The sequence below is a fragment of the Streptomyces sp. NPDC048254 genome (assembly GCF_043201895.1).
Lineage (GTDB): Bacteria > Actinomycetota > Actinomycetes > Streptomycetales > Streptomycetaceae > Streptomyces.
On the sequence record NZ_JBICZJ010000030.1, the window covers coordinates 88,229 to 105,207 of the forward strand.

At 70.8% G+C, this 16,979-nt stretch carries 15 protein-coding genes and 1 pseudogene; 11 read left to right on the top strand and 5 right to left on the bottom strand.

The features are described 5' to 3' along the window. Positions 1–49 precede the first annotated feature (49 nt). The 3 genes from ACGFZQ_RS48420 to ACGFZQ_RS48430 form a co-directional block, all read right to left on the bottom strand. Positions 50–1,225, bottom strand: a complete 1,176-nt coding sequence (locus tag ACGFZQ_RS48420; protein ID WP_393845909.1) for a pyridoxal-phosphate-dependent aminotransferase family protein — start codon at positions 1,223–1,225, stop codon at positions 50–52. A gap of 67 nt (positions 1,226–1,292) precedes the next feature. Next, positions 1,293–2,318: a guanitoxin biosynthesis L-enduracididine beta-hydroxylase GntD gene (gene gntD, locus ACGFZQ_RS48425; protein WP_393845910.1), complete on the bottom strand. Its 1,026-nt coding sequence runs from the start codon at positions 2,316–2,318 to the stop codon at positions 1,293–1,295. 43 nt (positions 2,319–2,361) lie between these two features. Beyond that, positions 2,362–3,000, bottom strand: a complete 639-nt coding sequence (locus ACGFZQ_RS48430; RefSeq protein WP_393845911.1) for a phosphopantetheine-binding protein — start codon at positions 2,998–3,000, stop codon at positions 2,362–2,364. Positions 3,001–3,248: 248 nt separating this feature from the next. Here ACGFZQ_RS48430 and ACGFZQ_RS48435 point away from each other — a divergent pair, with 248 nt between their 5' ends. Next, positions 3,249–3,458 carry an MbtH family NRPS accessory protein gene (locus ACGFZQ_RS48435; protein ID WP_351743649.1) on the top strand — a complete coding sequence of 70 codons (210 nt, stop codon included), beginning with the start codon at positions 3,249–3,251 and terminating at the stop codon, positions 3,456–3,458. Continuing rightward, positions 3,459–4,436: a D-2-hydroxyacid dehydrogenase gene (locus ACGFZQ_RS48440; RefSeq protein ID WP_393845912.1), complete on the top strand. Its 978-nt coding sequence runs from the start codon at positions 3,459–3,461 to the stop codon at positions 4,434–4,436. It abuts the gene before it with no gap. 128 nt (positions 4,437–4,564) lie between these two features. Here the strand turns inward: ACGFZQ_RS48440 and ACGFZQ_RS48445 are convergent, their stop codons facing one another. After that, the gene (locus ACGFZQ_RS48445) at positions 4,565–5,545 is read right to left on the bottom strand and encodes a TauD/TfdA family dioxygenase (protein WP_393845913.1); all 981 of its coding nucleotides are present in this window, start codon (positions 5,543–5,545) and stop codon (positions 4,565–4,567) included. Positions 5,546–5,916: 371 nt separating this feature from the next. On the opposite strand from ACGFZQ_RS48445, the gene ACGFZQ_RS48450 reads away from it, so the two are divergent. From ACGFZQ_RS48450 to ACGFZQ_RS48485, 8 genes are all read left to right on the top strand, one after another. Next, the gene (locus tag ACGFZQ_RS48450) at positions 5,917–7,803 is read left to right on the top strand and encodes an amino acid adenylation domain-containing protein (RefSeq protein WP_393845914.1); all 1,887 of its coding nucleotides are present in this window, start codon (positions 5,917–5,919) and stop codon (positions 7,801–7,803) included. After that, the gene (locus tag ACGFZQ_RS48455) at positions 7,800–9,095 is read left to right on the top strand and encodes a cytochrome P450 (RefSeq protein WP_393845915.1); all 1,296 of its coding nucleotides are present in this window, start codon (positions 7,800–7,802) and stop codon (positions 9,093–9,095) included. The genes ACGFZQ_RS48450 and ACGFZQ_RS48455 overlap by 4 nt, the downstream gene beginning before the upstream one ends. A 49-nt stretch (positions 9,096–9,144) precedes the next feature. After that, on the top strand, positions 9,145–9,927 hold the full coding sequence (locus tag ACGFZQ_RS48460) for a thioesterase II family protein (RefSeq protein ID WP_382540444.1): 783 nt from the start codon (positions 9,145–9,147) through the stop codon (positions 9,925–9,927). Then, complete coding sequence (locus tag ACGFZQ_RS48465) at positions 9,921–11,495, top strand: carbamoyltransferase C-terminal domain-containing protein (RefSeq protein WP_393845916.1); 1,575 nt, start codon at positions 9,921–9,923, stop codon at positions 11,493–11,495. The genes ACGFZQ_RS48460 and ACGFZQ_RS48465 overlap by 7 nt, the downstream gene beginning before the upstream one ends. 69 nt (positions 11,496–11,564) lie before the next feature. After that, a complete protein-coding gene (locus ACGFZQ_RS48470; protein WP_393845917.1) occupies positions 11,565–12,401 on the top strand; it encodes a hypothetical protein in 837 nt (278 codons plus the stop codon). Between the two features lie 450 nt (positions 12,402–12,851). After that, on the top strand, positions 12,852–13,853 hold the full coding sequence (locus tag ACGFZQ_RS48475) for a cytochrome P450 (RefSeq protein WP_393845918.1): 1,002 nt from the start codon (positions 12,852–12,854) through the stop codon (positions 13,851–13,853). 159 nt (positions 13,854–14,012) lie between these two features. Further along, positions 14,013–15,047 (top strand): AMP-binding protein, encoded by a 1,035-nt coding sequence (locus ACGFZQ_RS48480; RefSeq protein WP_393845919.1) that lies wholly within the window; start codon positions 14,013–14,015, stop codon positions 15,045–15,047. A 38-nt stretch (positions 15,048–15,085) separates the two neighbouring features. Continuing rightward, a complete protein-coding gene (locus ACGFZQ_RS48485) occupies positions 15,086–15,865 on the top strand; it encodes a thioesterase II family protein (RefSeq protein ID WP_393845920.1) in 780 nt (259 codons plus the stop codon). A 65-nt stretch (positions 15,866–15,930) separates the two neighbouring features. Here the strand turns inward: ACGFZQ_RS48485 and ACGFZQ_RS48490 are convergent, their stop codons facing one another. After that, the gene (locus ACGFZQ_RS48490; RefSeq protein ID WP_393845921.1) at positions 15,931–16,071 is read right to left on the bottom strand and encodes a hypothetical protein; all 141 of its coding nucleotides are present in this window, start codon (positions 16,069–16,071) and stop codon (positions 15,931–15,933) included. A gap of 58 nt (positions 16,072–16,129) precedes the next feature. Here ACGFZQ_RS48490 and ACGFZQ_RS48495 point away from each other — a divergent pair. After that, positions 16,130–16,903: pseudogene (locus ACGFZQ_RS48495) on the top strand (cation:proton antiporter); the annotation flags it as partial. Positions 16,904–16,979: the final 76 nt, after the last annotated feature.

Consider the following 16,979-nt stretch of genomic DNA (forward strand, 5'->3'; position numbering starts at 1 on the left):
CGGGCCTTGGCGAGTGACCGGTGAGCGGGTGAGGCGCGGCCGGCGCGGCTCAGGGCACCGGCTGCCTGTCCCGCGCGGTGCGGGCCGCTGTGGGAGACGGGCTGTGCAGGCCGTGCAGGACTTCGAGCGCGCTGGTGACGCCGCTGCCGGGCCGGACGGGATGCCCGAGATCGGCCAGGCCCAGTTCGATGGCGGACAGCGCGGTCAGTACGTCGAACTCGTCCATGAAGCCGCAGTGCCCGATCCGCAGGACACGGCCGTTCAACGGGGGCTGCGCCCCGGCGAGTTGCAGGGCGTAGCGGTCGAGCAATCGGTCGACCAGCTCGGTCGCGTCCACGCCCGGGGGCATCTCGGCGGCGGTGACCGCGCTGTGGCGGTCCTCGTCCGGTGAGAACAGCCGCAGGCCGAGACCCCGAACGCCCGCTCGGGCGATCCGGCCGAGCCGCACGTGCCGGGCCAGGACGTTGTCCAGACCTTCTGCGTGGATCTGCCGCAGAGCCACGTCGAGTTGGCTGATCAAGGAGATCGCCGGGGTCCACGGTGTGCGGGGGATCTCCGCGCGCAGCGCCTCGCGTGTCTCGTCCCAGTCGAAGTAGAAGCGCGGCAAGCCGGCGCGCCGGTGCTGCTCCCATGCCCGTTCGCCGATGCTGGCGAAGGCCAGACCGGGCGGGGTCATCAGCGCCTTCTGGCAGCCGCCCACGACGACGTCGATGCCCCAGTCGTCGGTGCGCAGTTCGCAGGCGCCGACTCCGGACGCGGAGTCCACCACGGTGAGCAGAGGCGCGCACGCGGACACGAACCCGCGGATGTCGTTGACCATGGCGGTCGAGGTCTCGCAGTGAACGGCGATCGCAGCCCTGAGGCCCGGGGCCGCTGCCGCCGCGGAGATCCGGGCCATGTCCAGTGGTGCGCCCCAGGCATGCCGCACCTCGGTGACCTCCAGCCCGAACGCGGCGGCCATCTGGCTCCAGCGCTCTCCGAAGGCGCCGTTGCTGGCGACCAGGACGGCATCGCCGGGCGCGAACAGGTTCTGCAAGGTGCCCTCGAACGCGCCGGTCATGCTGGAGGTGAACAGCAGGACGTCGTTGCGGGTACGCAGGGTCCGCCGGAGGTTGTCGATGACCCTGGAGAACACGCCGGCGAAGGCCTGGGTGCGCTCGTCCTCGACAGGGAGCAACGCAGCGGCGGCGACCTCGGGCGGTGTCGGTGTAGGGCCTGGGACCATCAGCCGGTATTTCCTCATGCGACGGTCATGCCTTTCGGTGGGCCTGGCGGGGGGACGCGGAACGAGCTCAGAAGATGACACAGGAGTCGGCGCTCACCCGGGCGTCCCGCGACTTGCGCAAGTCGCGCGTGACGTTGACCCGCCGCAGCCAGCGATCGCGTCCGTCGTAGCGAGCCCGGTAGGGATTCCTGCCGTGGACGGCCTTGTAGTTGTCGATGAAGAGCACATCGCCCGGCCGCAGGGCGATGCCGGTCAGCTTGGCGTCGATCTGCTCGACGAGGGCTTCGAACGCGGCCGCCGCCTCCGGGTCGTCGGCCGTCCGGTCCATGAAGTAGGGATCGAGCCGGCCGTAGGGCGTCCGCGGGTCGCCGAAGAGAATAGGCACCTTCTCGGGAGCGGCGTTGAGCCGGTCGATCCTGCGGATGCTGCGTTCGATGACGTCCGCCGGTGCCCGGAGCCGGCTGCGCGTGGTGCGGTTCTCCGGCTGGTGGGAGTTGTCCGGGCGGATGACGTAGCGCGGGCCGGCCAGCGCCCGCCGGGTCTGCGCGTCCAGCTCCAGGTCGTCGAAGAGCGCGTAGGTGGTCTGCACCGCGTCCGGGTTGCGCAGGCACATGAGACCGACGTACTCGGCGCGATACGGGTGGAACGCGTCCTCGGTGTGCCATGTCAGCGGCTCGGCTGTGGAGGAGTTGAGCTGGGCGTGCTCATGGCCCTTGATCGGCACCACGTCGTGCAGGAGCCGCCCGTCCTGCTGGGTGGCCCAGGCTATGGGGTCGCCCAGCAGCGAGGCGCACATCAGCAGGAACATGTCCTCGCGTCGGGTACGACCGTCGTCGTCGGCTTCACCCCACCGCGCGGGCGTCGCGCCGATCCCGGCGTCGTCCACCCGGAAACCACTGATCACGCAGCCACCGGAGGGTTCTTTGAGACGGAAGGCGTTCAGCCGGGCCCGCAGCGGTCGCGGCATCTCCTGCGCGCGCAGGGCCACGGCGTCGAGGAGCTGCTCGTCGGTCGCCGGCTCCTCGGCGAGCAGCTCCTCGACGAGGGTGTCGATCAGCGCGCGGTCGGCGTCGGTCAGGTCTATCCGGTACATGCTCAGCTCCGTGGGAAGGTCCGGTGCCCGTTGGTGCCGGTGGTCATCCGTGTGCGGCGTCGTCAGCCGAGGGGCCCTCCAACCCCAGCAGGGTGAGCGCCTGGTCCTCCGAGAGACGGTCGATGTCGGCGAGGAGGTCCTCAAGGCTCAGCTCGTCCGCCGGGTGCGGGGACACTTCCGGTGCCGAGGGCCGCGCGCCGAGCTCGGTCAGCCGGTATGCCACGTCCAGTACGGTCGGCAGGTCGAAGAAGTCGGCCAGCGGCAGGTCGACGTCGTAGCGGTCGGCGATCTTGCCGACGAGCCGCACGGCCAGCATCGAGTAGCCGCCCAGCGCGAAGAAGTCGTCGTCCGCACCGATGCCGTCGTCCTCGAACGCCTCCCGCCACACGGGCAGCAGACCGCCGAGTATGCCGAACGCAGGGAGCTCCGCGTGGTCCACGGAGCCGTCCTCGGCGCGTGGAAGCTCCGGCACGGGTACGAGGGCGATCCCGTCGGGCACGGGATGAGCCTCCTGCTTCAGGTGCCGGCGCAGTTCCGCCTCGTCGAAGGCGTGGCCGTCCTCGACGAGGACGTACACGACCGGCTCGCCGTCGCTGTGCGTGGTGCCTATGGCCTCACGCACCGCGGGATGGCGGTGGAGTCCGACCACGCAGGTGTCCAACACATGCTTGGTGCGATCCATTCGGTTGACCCAGACTCTCTGCTCGTCACTTGGCCACTTGTGTAAGACCCTAGGAACGCCGGGAGCCAAGGGGCAATGAACGGCCGGAGCAACTACAGTCAGAGGTTCGCGGAAACGCCTCAACAATCCGCTGAGAGCATCACGTCCGCACCGCTGTCGACTGCGCAAATCCAAGAGATAGGCTCCTGAGGAGTTCCCCTGTTTCTTGTCTCCGCTCACCGGATGAAGTGAGAGAAGGAATCATCGTGATGGAAACACAGGAAAACGCCGAACAGTTCGCGGTGGTCGTCAACGACGAGGAGCAGTACTCGATATGGCGCGCCGACCGTGCGCTGCCGGAGGGCTGGCAGAAGGAGGGGCTCACCGGTACGCGCGAGGAGTGCCTGTCGCACATCGACACGGTGTGGACCGACCTGCGTCCGCGCAGCGTGCGGGAGCGCGCCGAGGCGCACGGCTAGGTGGCCGCGAAACAGCGCGAGGGGCTGCGGCTGTTCGGGCTGCCGCCGCGGGCGTGCGAGCGGGTCGCCGCACTGTGGCCAGGGCCGCCGGCGGGCGCGGGACCGGATGACCGCAGGACGTCCGGCCCCTGCGCCGCCGCACTCGTGTGGCAGGGCGACGACGCCGAGGTGGCGGCGTTCCTGGGCGCGCACCCGGAGTGCCGTTGGCTGCACACCACGGCCGTGGGCGTGCCGCAAGCGGTGCTGCGGCACGCGGACGCGACCGGTCTCACGGTCACCAACGGCGCCGGGACGCACGGCAGCGCGGTGGCGGAACACGTCCTGGCGCTGCTGCTGGCCCACTTCAAGGGCCTCCCGCAGACGCTGGCGGCGCAGCGGGATCGGGACTGGAAGGTGCCGGTCGCCGCGGAGCTGCGCGGCCGGCGCACCGGAGTCCTGGGCCTCGGGGACATCGGCCGCCGGACGGCCCGCCTCCTCGACGCCTTCGGGGCGCGGGTGAGGGGCTGTCGGCGCAGTGCGGGCGGCAGCCCCGGTTCCGGCTTCCCGGTCCCGGGGGTGTCCGCGGTGTACGGGCGCGAGCGGCTCGAGGAGTTCCTGACCGGACTCGATGTCCTCGTCGTGGCCGTGCCGCTGACCGAGGAGACCGCCGGGCTCATCGGCAGCGCCGAACTGGCGCTGCTGCGGCCGGGAGCCGTGCTGGTCAACGTCGGCAGGGGCCCGGTGGTGGACGAGATCGCGCTGGTGTCCGCGCTGCGCACCGGGAGGCTGGCCGGCGCGGGTTTGGACGTGTTCGCCGCCGAGCCGCTGCCCGCGTCTTCTCCGCTGTGGTCGGAGCCCGGAGTGCTGATCACGCCGCACAGCGGGGACGCCACCGCTGAGACGGACCAGCGGTGCCTGGAGCTCCTGCTGGACAACCTGACCCGGTTCGGCGCGGGCCGGCCGCTGCGCAACGTCGTGGATCCGGCGCGCGGTTACTGACGCCCGGGGTTCGGCCGCGGGGGGGGGGGGGGGGGGGGGGGGGGGGGGGCGGGGGCGGGGGCGGGGGGGGCGCCCCCCCCCCCCCCCCCCCCCCCCCCCCACCCCCCCCCCCCCCCGCCCCCGCCTGGTCATCCCGCGTGGGCGTCAACCTGTTCCTGGTCGTATCCGTGCTCCTGCCGCTCGCGGGCCGGGCGCGGCCGCGGTGATCGCACCAGGACGCGTTTGAGCCAGCGGTCCGTACCGTCGTACCGGGGCGTGAAGGCCAGCCTGCCGTGCACCACGGCGTCATTGTCGATGATCAGCAGGTCGCCCGGTTCCAGCGGGACGACATGGCCGTTGGCCTCCAGAGCGTGACCGAGCCGGTCGAAGGCGGCGACGAAGTCCGGGTCGTCGGTGAGCCGGTGCATGTAGGAGGGGTCGTAGCGGATGCCCAGAGCGCCGTACTCGCGGTGCCAGAGCGTGGCGATCCCGACCGGCCGGCGCAGCTCCGCCTCCCGGTCGGCGTAGCTGTCGTCGGGCAGCACGACGGTCAGGGGCCGTTGCAGCTGTTCGACGTCGGCGGCCGTCAGGGACGCGCTGGTGGCGCTGGAAAGTCTGCTGCCGACGTCGTCCGGGTTGCGCACGCAGGCCAGCAGCAGGATGTCGGCCCGGAACGGGTGGAAGGCGTCCTCGGTGTGCCAGGCGAGCGGGACCACGCTGCCGGCGCCGACCTGGAGACGTTCCTGACCGGGACTGGGCAGGATGTTGTGGACGATCCGCCCGTCCTGCTGGTTGCGCCAGCCGAACACCCGCCCGAGACGGGAGGCGACCAGGGCCAGAGCGATGTCGAGGTCGGCGCTGCGCCAAGGGTCGCTCGCCCGCCAGTGCAGAGGCGTGGGGCCCGGGTCACCGCAGTCCAGCAGTCCTTTGACGACGCGGTGACCGATGTGCGGATCGGGAGGCCGGACGAGTTCGTCGAGGCCCGCGGTCAGGCTCTGCGGGAGCCGCCTCGAACCGGGAGCGGACAGCACGGTGTCGCCTGTGGCGCCGCCGGCAGCCAGCGTCCGCGCCGCTCGCAGGAGGTCCTTCCCGAGCTCCCGGTCCGCGCGACTTATTTCCTGCACCGGCATACGGTCTACCTTTCAGGGACCTTTCAAAAAATGGAGGTCGCTCCGGCAGGAGCCGACCGTTCGGTGAACCGGTGATGAGGCCGGTTCGACCTTTCTTCAGGCGACAGCTTCCGGTCCCGGTGATACACCGGTCAAGGGATCTGAGACTATTCCGCACTTTGTCATCGGTGCCATCACGACTCCAATGCGGCCATGCCAACAAAATACTGATGAGGGCTCATCGAAAAATGTGCGCCGGGTTCGTTCGTTCCACGGATTGCCGGGCTGTCGGCGGCGCTTAGAGTCGTTTCGCGGAAGCCGATTCCGCGGGAACGGCACCGGGTCGTCCCGCTGGCGGACACACTCTTCGGAGGGTGAGAGGTGGTCTGGAGTTGATCGACAGCACTGTGGCCGACACCCCGGCGGAGTCACGCTCCGTGTCCAGTCGCTCCGGCCCGCACGCGGCAGACGCCGGCGAGGCGTTGCTCCACGAACGCATCGCCGCACACGCGCACCGCGTGCCGGACGCGCCGGCGGTGACCTGTGACGGGCAGACGCTCACCTACGGAGACCTGAACGCCCGCGCCGAGCGGCTTGCCGCCGGCCTGCGCACCCGGGTGCACGACGAGGACGCCGTCATCGCGGTGTTGATGGACCGTTCGACCGACCTGATCGTCACGCTGCTCGGCGTGCTGAAGGCGGGCTGCGCGTATCTGGCGCTCAACACCGCTGACCCGGACCGGCGTCTGGCGGAGCTGGTCGCCGACGCCGGGGCGCGTCTGGCCGTGGCGGCACCCGAGCACGCCGGACGGCTGCCGGACACCGTTGAGACGCTGACACCGGCCACAACGCCCTCGCGCACCGACCGGGCGAACGTCCCCTCGGCCGCCGCGCGGGCCGACCGCGCAGCAACGGCCCAGGCCCGCGCGGCCGACGACCTGGCCTACGTGTGCTACACGTCGGGCTCCACCGGTGCGCCCAAAGGCGTGGGCGTGACCCATCGCGGCGTTCTGCGTCTGGTGGTGTCGCAGGACTGGCTGCGTCTGACACCCGAGGACACCGTGCTCCAGGTCTCCTCGGTGTCCTTCGACGCGTCGACGCTGGAGATTTTCGGCGCGCTCTGCGCGGGCTGTCGCCTGGTGGTGCACCCCGGCGGGGGACCGGTCGATCTCGATGCTCTGGCCGCCACCGTCACCGGCCACCGGGTGACCGTGGTCAACCTGGCCACCGGGCTGCTCCACCAGCTGATCGAGAGCCGATTGTCCTTCTTCGCCGGTCTCCGGCACGTGGTGACCGGAGGCGACGTCGCCTCGCCCGCACTCGTGGCCCGGCTCCTGGACGCCTGGCCGGGCCTGACGTTCACCAACGGCTACGGCCCCACGGAGAACACCACGTTCACGACGTGCTGGACCACCAGCGGGCCGCCGCCGGACGCCGTTCCCATCGGTACGGCCGTCACCGGCACCGGGGTCGCCGTGCTCGACGACGCGATGCGCCGGGTGACGGCGGGCGACACCGGCGAGATATACACCTGGGGTGGGGGCTTGGCACGCGGCTACCTGGGCCGGCCCGCGGCCACCGCGGAGCGCTTCCTGCCCTGCCCGTTCGGGCCGCCGGGGTCGCGCATGTACCGCACCGGTGACCTGGCCCGGCTGCTGCCGGACGGGAACCTGGAATTCGCCGGACGCACCGACCGGCAGGTCAAGGTGCGCGGTTACCGAGTGGAACCGGGTGCCGTCGAGGCGGCCCTGGCCCGGCAGTCCGGCGTCGACCGGGCGGTCGTCGTGGTCGAACAGGACGACGCCGGCCGTAAACGCCTGGTCGGCCATGCCGTTCCGAGCGGCACCGCGGACGAGGGGCTGGGTGCACGGCTGCGCGCCTCGCTGGCCGCCGAACTGCCCGGCTACGCCGTCCCGGACACGATCCTGGTGCACACCACGCTGCCGGTCACCGCGCACGGCAAGGTGGACCGTTCCGCCCTCACGAGCGCGGGCCCACGGCCGCGCGCGGTGGCCAACGCCTATGTTCCGCCGGTCACGCCGCTCCAGCGGCACCTCACCGAGCTGTGGAGCTCGCTGCTGGACACCGCGCCCGTCGGGATCGACGACGACTTCTTCGACCTGGGCGGCCACTCGCTCCTGGCCGCCGAACTGCTGGACGTCATGCACAAGGAGCTGGGCGTCGCGATACCGGCCACCGCGCTGTATCTGCGCTCCACCGTCGCCGAGCTGAGCGAGGCCGTGGGCGAGACCCTGGCCGGACGGGAGATCCGATCGTGACCGTCTCACCGCACCACACGCCGGCCCCGCCCACCGCCTCCGGATGCCCGGCGCACCAGGGCGGAGCCGGCCCGGGAGCCCTCGCCGACCTGGCCGATCCCGCGCTCTACAGCGACCGCGACCCCCATGCGACGTGGACCGAGCTGAGGCGCCGGACGCCCGTCACCCGGCACGAGAAGGACGGCCACCCGTACTGGTCGGTGACCCGGTACGCGGACATCGACCGGGTGCTGCGCGACCACGCCACGTTCACCTCGCAACGCGGCACCCTGCTCTACCTCCTCGGCCGGGGCGACCCGGCGGGCGGCCACCAGATGGCGGCGACGGATCCGCCGCGGCACACGTCGCTGCGCGAACCGCTGCAGCGGGCACTGGCCGTCAAGCCCACCATGGAGCGGCGAGAGCAGATCCGCGCGGTGGTGACGGACCTGCTGGCGCCGCTGGCCGACGGAGGCCCCTACGACCTCGCGGTCCACGCGAACCAGCTGCCGATGGCCGTGGCCGGCGTGCTGATGGGGCTGCCCAAGGAGGACTGGGGCCGGTTGGTCGACCTCACCACCGCGTCCGTGGCACCGGAGGACCCGCGCTACCGCGACGAGCGCGGCATCGACCGGGTGCTCAACATGGCCCACCGCGGCCTGTTCGCCTACTTCCACGAGATCGTCCACGAGCGGCGCACGCACCCCGGCGACGACCTGATCAGCCTGCTGCTGAGGATGGAGATCGACGGCCGCCCGCTCACGGCGGGCGAGGTCATCTCCAACTGCTACAGCCTGCTGCTCGGCGCCAACGTGACCACGGCCCAGGTCCCGGTGAGCACCCTCGCGGAACTCATGGGCACGCCGGCCCTTCAGGACTGGGCCGACCGGCCGGACCTGATCGTCGGCGGAGTGGACGAGGCGCTGCGCTGGGCCACGCCCACCACGCACTTCATCCGCTACGCCACCAGGGATGTGCACCTGGGCGGCACCCGTGTCGCGGCGGGCGACGCGGTGGCGGTGTGGCTGCCGTCCGCCAACCGCGACGAGGACGTCTTCCGCGACCCGTTCACCTTCGACGTCGCCCGTCGCCCCAACAAGCATCTGGCGTTCGGCATCGGCCCGCACTACTGCGTGGGCCACACCGTGGCCAAGGTGACCCTGCGGCTCTTCTTCGCCGAGCTGTTCAGCCGGTTCACCGACATCGTCCCGGTCGGCCCGGGCAAGCGGCTGTACTCCAACACGATCTACGGCTGGACCGAGATGCCGATCACCGCCCGCACGCGGCCGCGGGCTCGCCAGGCCGCCTATTGACCCGCGGCCGCCCGCCGTCAGCCGAACCGAAGGTGAGGTCCACCAGCCGATGCCGACCGCCGGCCGACCCCCACGCTGGTTTCTGAGAGAACCGCTTCCCGACGCCCGAGCCCGAGTGTTCCTGCTGCCCTATTCGGGATGCGGCGCGTCCATGTACCGCCACTGGCCGTCCGAGTACCAGGGCGTCAACTTCGTGCCGGTGCAGCTGCCGGGACGCGAGAACCGGCTGCGGGAACAGCCCTTCGAGACGTACCAGGAGCTGGGCCGCGTCCTGTCCGAGGTCCTGGAACCCCATCTGGACGGCCCCTACACCCTGTTCGGCCACTGCAGCGCGGCGCTCGCAGCCTACGAGACCGCGGTGCAGGCCGTCGGCCGCGGCGCGCGGCCGCCGCAACGGCTGTTCGTCTCCTCCGAGGTGGCCCCGCAGGACGGACCGTACGGCCGTCATCTCCAGATGGACGACGAGGAGCTGGCCGAGGAGCTGCGCGGGCTGATCGTGCAGTTGGGCGGCAACCCGCTGCCCACGTTCGTCGCCATGACCCTGGGTGTGCTGCGGCGCGACATCGAGGTCAACCGCCGCTACCACCTGACCGATCCGCCGAAGCTGCCGTGTCCGATCACCGCGATCGGGTGGAGCGGCGACGTCGGGATGGAGCCGGAGCGGATGACCGGCTGGGCGGCATGCGGCGCAATGGATCAGGTCGTCTTCGACGGCGGCCACTACGGCTTCATCGAGGGCCCCGAGAAGCTGCTGCGGCTCTTGGCAGACGGCGTCACCGCAGACCGGCCGTCCACAGGACCAGCCGGCGGAAGGAGTGAAGAGGCATGTTGATCCTGTCGTTCAAGGAAGGACACGACAGCGCGGTCACGGCGATCGACGACGGCCGCCTGCTGTTCTCGCTGGAGGCGGAGAAGGACTCCTTCCCGCGCTACGACTCGCTGACCGCGGAGGTGCTGCTGGCCGCCGCGGAGCGGCTGGACCGGCTACCGGACGTGGTGGCCGTCGGCGGCTGGGTGAAGGGAACGTATTCCGAGGAGCCGCCCTCGCGCACCGGCTACTTCGGCGTCGGCGAAGGGTCGGTGTCCGACCAGGCGGGCCGGTTCTTCGGCAAGGACGTGCGGGTCTTCTCCTCCACCCATGAGCGCTCGCACATCATGACCGCCTACGGGCTCTCGCCGTTCCCCGCCGGGCAGCCGTACTACTGCCTGGTGTGGGAGGGCAACATCGGCTCCTTCTACCGCATCGACGAGGGCGGCGGCGTCACCCACCTGCGGCACGTCATGTCCGACCCGGGCAACAAGTACGCCTACCTGTTCGCCCTGGCCGACCGGAAGTTCACCGCCAACAAGGGCGTCCTGCGGCTCCAGGACGCGGGCAAGCAGATGGCCCTGACGGGCTTCGCCCGGCGCACCGAGACCACCGCGGAGGAGCGGGAGCTCATCGACTTCCTGCTCGCGCAGGAACGGATCATCACGACCCTGGGCAAGGACGAGATGGACTGGACGCCGTTCCGGAACGTCGGAGTCGAGTCGCAGGAGTACAAGGACCTGGCGGCGAAGTTCTCCGACGCCATCTTCGACCGCTTCCACGCCTATGCCGCGGAGCACCTGACCGAGGGGCTGCCGCTGCTGATCTCCGGCGGCTGCGGGCTGAACTGCGAGTGGAACCGCCGCTGGTCCGAATGCGGCCTGTTCCCGCAGGTCTTCGTGCCGCCGTGCCCGAACGACAGCGGCTCCTCACTGGGCACTGCCATCGACGCTCAGCTGCACTACACGGGCGTGGCGACCGTGGAGTGGGACGTCTACGCCGGCGACGACTTCGTGGAGGACACCGCCTTCGACCCGGAGCACTACGAGACCCGGCCGCTGGACTACGGCGAGGTGGCGCGGTTCATCGCCGACGGAGGCATCATCGGCTGGGCCCGCGGCCGGTGGGAGATGGGCCCCAGGGCGCTGGGCAACCGGTCGATCCTGGCGGCGCCCTTCAGCCCGGAGACCACCGCCCGGCTGAACAAGATCAAGCAGCGGGAGGGATACCGTCCCATCGCTCCGCTCTGTCTGGAGGAGGACGCCGGGCAATGGTTCGAGGGCTCCGTCCCGGACCCCTACATGCTCTACTTCAGCACCGTTCGCTCCGAGGCCCTCAAGGCCGTGACACACGTCGACGGCACGGCGCGCACCCAGACCGTGACCCGCGAGCAGAACCCGGCCGTGGCCTCTTTGCTGACGGCCTTCCGTGACATCACCGGGTTCAGCGTGCTGTGCAACACCTCGCTCAACTTCTCCGGCCGCGGCTTCATCAACCGCACCAGCGACCTGATCCGCTACGGCGAGCAGCACGACCTCGACGGCTACGTGGTCGGGGACACCTTCGTCACCCGGCGCGTCCCGCGGCCCTGAGCCGGGACCGCGCGGTCCGGGACCCGCCCCTGTGAGAGCACTCGTGTACGTGTGAAAGAGGGAACCCCCATGCAGCAGAGCAAGGTAAGGCTGAGCGGACGACAGGCCGATCCGGAGTTCTTCCGCTTCGAGGAGCGCAGCGAACTCGACTACGGGCTCGTCCTGGACGTCCTGCACGGCCGCAGGCTCGGAGTGATCTTCCGGGACGTCATACCTCCGGCCGCGCGCAAGGAACTGACTGAGCGGTTCTGGGCCAGTCCCGCACGCCAGCACCGCGAGGGCGAGCCGTCGCACTACGTCGGCGCCTACCACTGGAACAAGAGCGCCGACACCTACCTCCGGGAAGCCGCCGAGGTGGCCGACCACGTACAGGAGGTGATCGACGCCCCTGGTTCGCCCTGGCACACCTTCCGGCAGGGCGTGAACGAGGCCCTGCGGCAGGAGGGCGCCGCACTGAGAGTCGCGGAGATGGACGGCCGCTCCGCGTCCGCGGCACTCATCCGCGCGTGGGACAAGGAGGGCGACTTCTCCCTCGACCCGCACGAGGACGAGGCACAGTGCAAGGATCCACGCCAGGCCGGCTTCGAGATCCAGCGCGTCCTGGAGCACGACATCTGCGCGGTGAACATGTGCACCGAGCACACCGCCGGAGGACGGCTGGTGATCTGGAACATCTGCCCCGACGACGCGACGCGGCGCGCCCTGGGCATCCAGCTGACCGGCCTGCCCTACACGGCCGAGGCCCTGGCCGACTGCGAGGAGCTGCGCCTGGACATCCGCGAGGGCGACGTCTACGCCTTCAACGGCGCCTTCGTGCACGCCGTGGACGCCAACACCGGAAACCGCACCACGGTGTCCTTCATCATGGGCTTCACCGACGCCCACACGGTCGTGAGCTGGACCTGAGGCCGGCACGGCCGACGGCCCGCACCGGCCGCGCCGGACGTCCAGGGCGCTGAGACCAAGGGGAGGTAGGGAGACGTGGACGTGGACGACCAGCTCGGGTCGTACCGGCGTGACCGGCCGGGCCCGATTGCCGGTTCCGATTCCGGTTCAGGTGTCGACGGAACATACGGCAACGGGTGCCCGTACAGCGGCGCGCGGGCCGGGAGCACCGGCGCTGCCGGGCAGGCCGGCGGTGCGGACTCGGGTACCGAGGACTTCGACAGCCATGACCCGGCCTTGGCCGAGAACCCCTTTCCCGCCTATGCGCGCCTGCGGTCGCGGTGCCCTGTCTCCTGGAGCGGGGCCTGGGGTGGCTTCTGGGTCGCGACACGGCATGCGGAGGTCTCGGAGGCGGGGCGCGACGGAGTGTTCCGCACCGGGCACGTGCTGGCCGACGGGACCCTTCAGGGTGTGACCATTCCGCCTCTGGGACAGACCGGCAGGCTGGTGCCGCTGGAGGAGGACGCACCGCGGAACCTCAAGTTTCGCAAGTTGCTGTCGTCGTTCTACTCCGCGGGCAGGGTGCGAGAACGGATGCCGGAACTACGCCGGTTGGCCCGGGAGAGCGTCGACGCCGTCGTCTCCGAGGGCGCCTGCGATCTCGTCACCGCACTGACGCTGCGCGTGCCGGGCGTCGTCACCATGCGCGATCTGGGGCTGCCGGACGACCGCTGGTTCGAGATCGACTCGCTGGTCCACCAGGCGCTGCTGGCCGCACCGCACGATCTCGCCGGGGCCCGCGACCACGCGCAGCGCATCACGATGGCTCTGGTGGAGGAACTGGACGTGCGCCGCGAATGCGGCACCGACACCACGGACCGCAGTCTGTTCCCGCTTCTCCTGGCGGGCAGGGTGGACGGCGAGCCCGTGTCCGACGAGGACATCCTGTCGATGCTGTACCTCATCCTGCTGGGCATCGACCCGGTGTCCTCCCTGACCGCGACGGCGCTTCTGCACCTGGAGGAGCATCCGTCGCTCAGGGCCCGCCTGATCGCGGACCCGGCCCTCATCCCGCGTGCCGCGGACGAATACCTCCGGTGGATGTCGCCGGTGCAGGGCACCGCCCGCACCGTCGCCGAGCACGTCGAACTCGGGGGCCGTACGCTGCGGGCGGGCGAGAGGGTCTTCGTCAGCTGGGCCTCGGCCAACCGCGACGAGGCGGTCTTCGCCGACCCCGACACCGTCGACCTCGACCGCGACATCTCAGGACACCTCGCCTTCGGCGCCGGCTCGCACTACTGCCTGGGCGCCTCCCTGGTGCGGGCCCTGTTCACCGTGATGCTGGAAGAGGTGCTCACCCGCATTCCGGACTACCGGGTCAGCGATCGTGCGGCCGTCACCTGGTTTCCCGACATCACGTCCTTCTACGGCGTCACCTCGCTCCCGGTCCGTTTCACTCCACGGTCCGGCTGAAATCCGGCCGGGTCCTGGTGCGGGTCTTCGGAAACGCGGTCCACGAAAGTCGGTTCAGCGCATTCCGTTCCCGGCAGATGTCGGCTGCCGTGACGAACGGCATGACAGCTGCCTGTTCCGCGGCCGAAACCCCTGATTCCTCCCTCGACAAGGACGCCTATGTCCGAACTCATGAGCCGGACGGCCGTACCGCGGCGCGTGACGGCGCCGCACGCGCTCCTCACCGTCGACTGCCAGGTCTCCGGAGACGGCACCGCGGGCACCGGCGTCGTCACCGTCGAACCGGGCGACGACCCCTCGTTCTCCGTCGTCCTGGACCGGGCAACGGCCGCCCTGGACGAACTTCCCGAGGCATCGAGTGTCGGCGCCGGGGAGCAGGAGGACGTACCGGAGACCGACTACACGTTCACGTACGAGGCAGACAACCTGACACTCCTGGCCCATGGCGCCCGCGCCCCCGGTCCGGAGTCCGCAACACACACCGCCTCGCTGTGCGGGACCCACGCCCCGGCCCGCCGTGCGGTGTCGGACCTGGCCCCGGCCAGGGAGGTGGAGAGCCGCGAACTGCGGGCCCTCGGCCACGGCGACCGCACGCCACCACCGCACTGCGTGCACGAACTGGTTGCCGACCGCGCCGCCGCCACACCCGAGGCGCCCGCCGTCAGCCGAACCGGCGTGCTGACATACGGAGAACCCGACGCGCGCGCCGAGCAACCGGCCGTACGCCTGCGAGCGGCCGGACTCGGAACGCACCCGGTGGCCGCCGTCCTGCAGCGACGCTCACCGGAACTCGTCGTCACCCTCCTGAGCATCCTCAAGACCGGCGGGGCCTGCCTGGTGTTCGACCCGGAGGATCCGGCCGAGCGGCAGGCACGGCTGGTCCGCGACGCCGGCGCGGTACTCCTCACCGCCGAGGACAGGCTGGGCGACCGCGCGCCGGCGGATCTGGGCGACGAACGGGTACCGAGCCTCATCGATCTCATGCTCGGCATCCTCCGCGAGGACATCGAGGCCAGAAGGCGCTACCACCTGCCCGATCCACCGCGTCTGCCGGTGGCGATCACCGCCATCGGCTGGTCCCGCGGCTTCGAGGTGCCGGAGGATGGGCACCACACCTTCACCGAGGCGCATGCCGCGCTGCTCGGAGTGTTCTCGGCGGGTCTCCTGCCCATGGCCGCGGAGCACCTGCGTTGAGCGGGGCGGCTTCCGCCGGCGCCCGTCAGGACCGTTGGGTGCGGCGACTGAGTTCCGGCGACGATCCACGCTGCCGGCTGTTCTGTCTGCCCTGCGCGGGCAGCGGACCAGGCATGTTCCGGGACCTGCCGGACCATCTGCCCGACGACGTCTCCGTCGAAGCCGTGCTGCTGCCCGGCCGCGAGAACCGGATCGCAGAACGCCCCTACGACCGGATGGGACCCTTGGTGGAGGCACTGGCCGAGGCGCTCGGCCCGCGGTTGGACCTGCCCTATGCGTTCTTCGGCTACAGCATGGGTGCCCAGGTTTCGTTCAACCTCACGCACGCGCTGCGCGGCCGCGGACTGCCGCTTCCCATGGGCCTGTTCGTGGCCGCGAGCCCGGGACCCTACCTGCAACGTGAGGTGCCTGCCTGGAACGAGTCCGACGACCGGCTGGTCGAATACCTGCGCGACCTCGGCGGCACGGCACCGCACGTGCTCGACGACCCGGACCTGCTGGACCTCCTGCTGCCCACCCTCCGAGCCGATCTGACCGTGGTCGCGACCTGGCCCTACCGCGCGCGGCCGACACTGCCGGTCGCCGTCCGGGCGTTCTCCGGAGCCGAGGACGGACCCGCTTCTCCCGAACGGATGGGGGCGTGGCGGATGGAGACACACGGCGTCTTCCGGCAGAGCGTCCTGCCCGGCGGCCACTTCTTCATCAACGACGCACTGCCGACCATCGCCGGCGTCATCACCGCGGACCTGATGGAGATGCTCGGCCCGCCCACCACGAGCGCCGCCCGGACGGGCACGGGCAGACCGCCCCACCCCTAGAACCCGTCTCCCGTCCTCGTCGTACACCGACGTCTGGAGCCACCATGAGCGCACAGTCGCCCGACTTATCGCTGACCGAAGCCGAGTTGGAACAGTTCCACCGCGACGGCTGTCTCGGGCCCTTCAACCTGTACGAGGAGGACGAGACGGAGCAGCACCTGCGCGCGCTGCACCCCGACCTCCTCGACGCCGAACTGGCCGTCCACAGCACGGACGACAGCGTCTCCGGGATCACCAACCTGACCAACTACGACCGTTACCGTCTTCGTGGCGCGGCCGCTGATCGGCCGGCTGCTCGGCCTGGTCCCACGGTCGAAGAACTCCGGCGACCTGGGCGCCGCGACCGTGGTCGGGCTGCTCGTGCCGGCGGCGACCGGTACGCATGCGTTGCAGATGGAGCCCATCCTCGGTGCGTTCCTGTGCGGCATCGTCATCGGATCCGCAGCGGGCACGGGGCGGCGATTCCCGAGTACCGTAAGGCCGTTCATCATGGCGGTTCTCGCACGGCCGTTCCTCGGCACCGCGGGCCTCCAGGCCGATCTGTCGGCGCCGGCGGATCCCTCGGTGCTGGTGGCCGCCGTGGTCACGCTCGCCGTCGCGGTCGGGACGAAACTCGCCGGCGGCTATGCAGGGGCCCGGCTGACCGGATCGAGACACAACGAATCGCTGTCCGTCAGCGCCGGACTGGATGCCCGGGCGCCGTGGAGATGGGATCCAACCGGCAACTCACCGCGGGCCGGGACCGACGTCCTTGCTCTGCAGAGCTCGACGGGACGCGTCTCGGTGGTTCTCGTGAACGGTGACCGCAGGGGGTGGCCCTTTCGTCGCATCACCGACGTAGCGCCTCGCCGCCCGCCGGACCTGCCGACGTGCCCCAGTCCGCACGTCGGACGCGCCGACACGACCGCAAGCACCGGCGCGGATCCACAGTCCAGACCACAAGCCGGTCACTGTGCCCTTCCGATGAGGCGACTCGACGGGCAGTACAACGCGCTCACACCGGAGGAAACCGCATGCCGTCACTCGAAGGGAACCTGATCATGCCGCGCCCCCTGCGGGTAGCCATCGTCGGAGCCGGCCCCGCCGGGATCTACGCCGCCGACGCCCTGCTCAA